Origin of the sequence: Phenylobacterium sp. (genome assembly GCF_020253645.1) — a bacterium.
In the GTDB taxonomy this organism is placed as follows: Bacteria; Pseudomonadota; Alphaproteobacteria; order Caulobacterales; family Caulobacteraceae; genus Phenylobacterium.
Window position 1 is genome coordinate 1 of record NZ_JADCBG010000056.1, and the last position, 4849, is coordinate 4849.

General features: G+C 66.9%; 4 protein-coding genes. 1 reads left to right on the forward strand and 3 read right to left on the reverse strand.

Annotation, left to right across the window (positions count from 1 at the left end; all coding sequences use genetic code 11):
* Window positions 1–764 (forward strand): zinc-binding dehydrogenase (locus INE98_RS04230; RefSeq protein WP_293536830.1); only part of this gene is annotated, 764 nt, incomplete at its 5' end.
* A 67-nt stretch (window positions 765–831) separates the two neighbouring features.
* Here the strand turns inward: INE98_RS04230 and arsC are convergent.
* From arsC to ctrA, 3 genes are all read right to left on the reverse strand, one after another.
* The gene (gene arsC / locus INE98_RS04235) at window positions 832–1197 is read right to left on the reverse strand and encodes an arsenate reductase (glutaredoxin) (protein WP_293536836.1); all 366 of its coding nucleotides are present in this window, start codon (window positions 1195–1197) and stop codon (window positions 832–834) included.
* Window positions 1197–3620: a M20/M25/M40 family metallo-hydrolase gene (locus INE98_RS04240; protein ID WP_293536832.1), complete on the reverse strand. Its 2424-nt coding sequence runs from the start codon at window positions 3618–3620 to the stop codon at window positions 1197–1199. The genes arsC and INE98_RS04240 overlap by 1 nt, the downstream gene beginning before the upstream one ends.
* A gap of 106 nt (window positions 3621–3726) precedes the next feature.
* Complete coding sequence (ctrA, locus tag INE98_RS04245) at window positions 3727–4422, reverse strand: response regulator transcription factor CtrA (RefSeq protein WP_293536834.1); 696 nt, start codon at window positions 4420–4422, stop codon at window positions 3727–3729.
* Window positions 4423–4849: the final 427 nt, after the last annotated feature.

Consider the following 4849-nt stretch of genomic DNA (forward strand, 5'->3'; position numbering starts at 1 on the left):
AGACCAAGCGCGGCGCCGACGACGAACCCCGCTTGACCCAGAATGGGGCGGCCCTGCCGCAGTTCCTGAACCTGTCGTCCTTCGCCGAGTACATGCTGATCCACGAGCACGCCTGCGTCTCGATCCGCAAGGACATGCCCCTGGACCGCGCCGCCCTGATCGGATGCTCGGTGATGACCGGCGTGGGCGCCGCCATCCATACCTCGGGTGTTCGGCCCGGCGAGACCGTGGCGGTCATCGGCTGCGGCGGCGTCGGCCTGTCGGCGATCAACGGCGCGGCCATCGCGGGCGCGGGCCGGATCATCGCCGTCGACATGTTCGGCTCCAAGGACAACCTGGCCCGTGAGTTCGGGGCCACCGACTTCATCGACGCCTCCAAGACGGATGCGGTGAAGGAGGTCCTCGAGATGACCCGCGGCGGCGTGCACCACGCCTTCGAGGCCATCGGCCTGTCCAAGACCGCCGAGCAGGCCTTCAACATGCTGCGCCGGGGCGGCACGGCCAACATCATCGGCATGATCCCGATCGGCCAGAATGTGACCCTGCCGGGCGCCGCCTTCCTCGGCGAAAAGCGTATCCAGGGCTCGCTGATGGGTTCCAACCGGTTCCCGGTCGACATGCCCCGCCTGGTGGACTTCTACATGTCCGGCAAGCTGAAGCTCGATGAGATGATCTCCCAGCGCATCCGCCTGGACCAGGTCAACGAGGGCTTCGAGGACATGAAGAAGGGCGGCCTCGCCCGCTCGGTCATCGTCTTCGACTGATCCCTTCGCAGTAAAGGACAAGGGCCCCGCCTTGAGGCGGGGCCCTTTTTCGTGGCCGTAAGGGCGCTCAGATCAGGTCGAGGACCTTGTCCGCCGGCCGGCAGAGGGCGACTCCGCGGGGGCCTTCGACCAGCGGGCGCTCCACCAGGATGGGCTCGCGCGCCATGGCGGCTGCGAGGGCGTCCTCGCCGACGTCCGTGGCTGTCAGGCCAAGCGCCTCCGCCGGCGTACCCCGGGTCCGGAGCAGCGCCCGGAGAGGGACTCCGGCCCGGGCCGCCAGGGACTTCAGCTGGATTTCGGTCCAGCCCGCCTTCAGGTACTCGACCACCCGGGGCTCGACACCCTTTTCCCGCAGCAGGGCCAGGGTGTTGCGGGAGGTTCCGCAGGCGGGGTTGTGATAGATGACCACATCAGGCACGGCGTTTGCTCCGATCACCAGTTGAAGTTCCGTCGAGCCTTGACGAGAGCGGTATCGCTGTCGCCGAAGGCCATCTCGTCCGTCTTCCGGGCCGGGAGGGGTCTGAGGGCCCGCGGCCAGCCGGTCGTCTGGGTCATGCTGAGGACCTCAAGGGTTCCGGGACCGGCCGGCATGAAATCGATCACCAATTCACCGGGCGGCGCTGCGATCCGGACGCGGTTCCATACGCCGGGAGCCGACAGGAGGTCGGCGGGGCGTCCGTTAATGGCGGCTCCAGCCCAGGGCGTATTGCACCTTATGCGGATGTCCAGGCGCCCGGCGTCCGCCGGCGGGCGGATGATGAGCCTCCGGCGACCGTCAGGGAGGGTCTCCACCGACATCCCGGTCGCCTCGAGCGGCTCCGCAGGCGCGGGCGCCGACCAGACCGGGCGGCGTCCGACAAGATCATCCCGAATCCGTTCAGGCGGAAGCCCTTGCTGAGTGAGGACCTGCCGGGTCCAGGGCGAGAGACGGGGTTCGGACGAGATCAGGAAGGCCTTTCCCGTATCGGAATCGTAGAGGTGCTGAACCAGGGTCGCCTCAGGAAAACGCTCAGACCAGGGCGGCGTCGCCCTCAAGGTCCCGGCGACGACGAGGCCGCCGATCAGGCAGGCCGCCGAACCCCGACCCAGCCAGAAGACGGCTCGGGACCGTCCGACCTTCCCGGCGGGATCGCCGTGCGCGAGAGGCCAGAGCACAAGTGAAGCCAGCCAAACAAAGACGGTGAGGACGGCCGGCAGATCCAGCCCCAGGAAGACCCCGTGCGCGTAACCCAGGAGCCATGCGGCGACAGGCGCCCCGACAAGCAGGCTCGCGACGGGCAGCCGCCAGGCCGGGGCGCCTGCGCCAAGGGTGGTCAGGACCGCGAGCAGGCATGCCGCCAGAAGGGGCCAGGCGACCAGGAAGGCCGCAGTGGGTACAAGGAGCTGAAGCAGGAGCGCCGCGGCGAAGCCCGTCAGGAGGACGCCCGTCCAGGCTGGCGCCACCCGGACTGGCGGTCCGAAAGTCATGATCCCTGCGACTCCCGCTGCAGTCCCGAGGGCGACCGCAGCGGGATCCCAGCCGAAAACCAGGGCGCCCGCGCCAGCCGCCAGGGCGAGGGCGCAGGCCTGCAGTCGACTGCGGCCGCTGGACGACATCCGGATGGTCAGGAGCAGGGCGCCGAGCCCGATCAAAAGGATGGCGATCTCCCACACCGTCACCCTGGCGAGCAGGTCCCGTTGCTCCAGAAAGCCCCGGCCGTCCGATGCGATGCGTCTCGCGAGATGGAGAACGGCCCCGGTGAAAAGGACCAGGTAGACTGCGGCGCCCGCACCCCGAATGACTCCCGGCGCATCCAGCACCCCGCTTCTGCGGGCGTTTCTCAGGGCCAGGGCGAGGAGACCCGCGCAGGCCGCCAGGACAAGCCAGCCCGCGAGGGGTGGATAGGCGATCAGGAGGTCATTGAAGGTGTGCGAGAAGGTCTGGTCCGGCCCCCTGGTCGGAAGGGACGCAGAGAGCGCTGCGGCGAGGGCGATCGCGGTGACCTGGTCGCCCATGTGCTGGAGGCTTCCTGCATCCAGATTTCCGGGCTTGGAAGTCGGGGCGTGATAGTCGAACTGTCGCCCGATGAAGGCGAAGTTCAGTCCGTCGATCCCCGCCGCCCGCGAGACGGTGAAGTCCGTGTCATTCGGCATGACGGAATAGACCAGGACCGAGAGCGACGACGCCGAGGGATGGTGGGCGACCGACTGCAGGAGGTCGATGGCTCCACGGTTCCGCGAGGCGGTCTGGAACATCTGCGCAAGCCCGCCGCCGCCCCGCGCCTCCATGTTGACCAGAAAGCCGATCCGCCCGGCGAGTGGGTGGCTGTCGAAGAAGGCCTCCGCGCCCAGCAGCCCCGCCTCTTCGCCGTCGGTCATGAGAAAGACGACGTCGCGCTCCGGCGTTCCATGGGCTCGCAGGACACGTGCGACCTCCAGCGCCGCAGCGACTCCGGCCGCGTTGTCCGCCGCACCCGGCGAGTGTCTGACGCTGTCATAATGCGCCATCAGAGCCAGCGCCGGCGCGGAGCGGTCACGACCCGGAAGAACGCCGATGATGTTCTCAACGGGTCCGCCGAGAAAGACGGGATCGGAGGTCCGCGACGTCGCACGGCGAAGGCTGAACTGTGTCTGGACCTGGGTTTCGAGCCCGGATGCGGCCATTCGCTGAAGAATGTAGTCCCGCACGCGAGCATTGGCGGCCGACCCGATCGGATGGGGTTCCCTCGCGATCACCTCGATGTCGGCCTGGGCCCGCGCAGCTGAGAACACATTCGCTGGCGCATCCGCCGAAAGCGCTGCAGGAAGGCGTCCGGCGAGTCCCGCAAGGCCAAGGGCGACCCCGATGACCGCAATCAGAGCAGCAAGCCGGACCATGCTGAGTTTCCCCTCCCAACCGCCCGATAGCCTGGCGCGAATCCTGGCCCCAAACAGGAACGCCCGCCTTGGGGGCGGGCGTCTGTCAGGTCGATGCAGGTCACCGTCAGGCGGCGGCCTGGCCCTCCATCGGGTCGCGAAGGACGTAGCCGCGGCCCCACACAGTCTCGATATAGTGCTTGCCGTCGGCAGCCGCCGCCAGCTTCTTGCGCAGCTTGCAGATGAAGACGTCGATGATCTTGAGTTCCGGTTCGTCCATGCCGCCATAGAGATGGTTCAGGAACATCTCCTTGGTCAGGGTGGTGCCCTTGCGGAGAGAGAGGAGCTCCAGCATCTGGTACTCCTTTCCCGTCAGATGCACCCGGTTGTTGTTCACCTCCACCGTCTTGGCGTCGAGGTTCACGAGGATGTCTCCGGTCCGGATCACGGACTGGGCGTGGCCCTTGGAGCGCCGGACCACCGCATGAATCCGGGCGACCAACTCCTCTTTGTGGAAGGGCTTGGTCATGTAGTCGTCGGCGCCGCCGCCGAGCGTCTTGACCTTGGTGTCGATCTCGGAGGTGCCGGAGAGGATCATGATCGGCGTGTCGATCTTGCCGACGCGCAGGTTCCGGAGCACGTCCATGCCGCTCATGTCGGGCAGGTTCAGATCCAGAAGGATCAGATCGTAATCGTAAATCTTGCCCAGATCGACGCCTTCCTCGCCCAGGTCGGTCGTATAGACATTGAACCCCTCGGACTTGAGCATCAATTCAATGCTCTGAGCCGTCGCGCTGTCATCCTCGATCAGCAGTACGCGCATACTCGCCTCCTTGCCCCTCTCGCTCCGGCCCTGATTCGCTTCTCGACAGGGCCCAGCAGCGTCACCCTGCCAGAGGGTTAATTTAAGAAAGGTTAACGTCGGTAACCTTGATGGCGAAATCGTTAACCCGCTTTGCGAATCACCGGCAAGCCCTCTTGGCGCCGGGTGGGCCGGGGCGTGTTGAATCTTTTGTGATTGGACAGGCGGGGCGAACGCCTGGGGCTTTTCCGGACTGGCGCAGGGTCAGCCAGGCCCCATATCAGGAAGGTCCGGAAATCGGTCCGGCGGATGGGAGACACTCGCATGTCCTTGGATCTGGATGCTGATCCCGGTCCGTCAGTCCTCGCGGAGGCCGGGGCTGGCCTGACCCTCGCGGACGGTTGCGGGAACGAGGATCTTTCCGCTCCCCTCGAGGCGCTGCCGCCCC